Genomic DNA, 280 nt, shown 5'->3' on the forward strand with positions numbered 1-280 from the left:
AGAGATACACCAAAGTGTGCATAGACCGACTGCACGAATCCGGAACAGTCCGCTCCGTTTGTGAGGCTCGTCCCTCCCCAGACATAAGGGTTGCCAATAAATTGGCATGCGTAATCCACCACAGCCTGTCTTTGTGCCTGCTTTCTCTCCGCCTCTTCCCGTGCCCGCTGTTCTGCCTCAGCCTGTAGTCTTGAAGCCTCCTCTTCCTTCGTTTCCCCATAGGAAAAAGTTACTTCCGTACCGTTTTTCAAGGCTTCGGCCTCCATTTGGCGGATCTTCT

Annotated in this window: 1 protein-coding gene; it reads right to left on the reverse strand. The window is 52.9% G+C overall.

From position 1 onward, the window contains the following. Positions 1 to 266: C40 family peptidase (locus tag HJY11_RS13570; protein WP_438820440.1), on the reverse strand; the 266-nt coding region annotated here is incomplete at its 3' end. Positions 267 to 280 lie beyond the last annotated feature (14 nt).

Source organism: Bittarella massiliensis (ex Durand et al. 2017) (genome assembly GCF_017566145.1).
Classification (GTDB): domain Bacteria; phylum Bacillota; class Clostridia; order Oscillospirales; family Ruminococcaceae; genus Bittarella; species Bittarella massiliensis_A.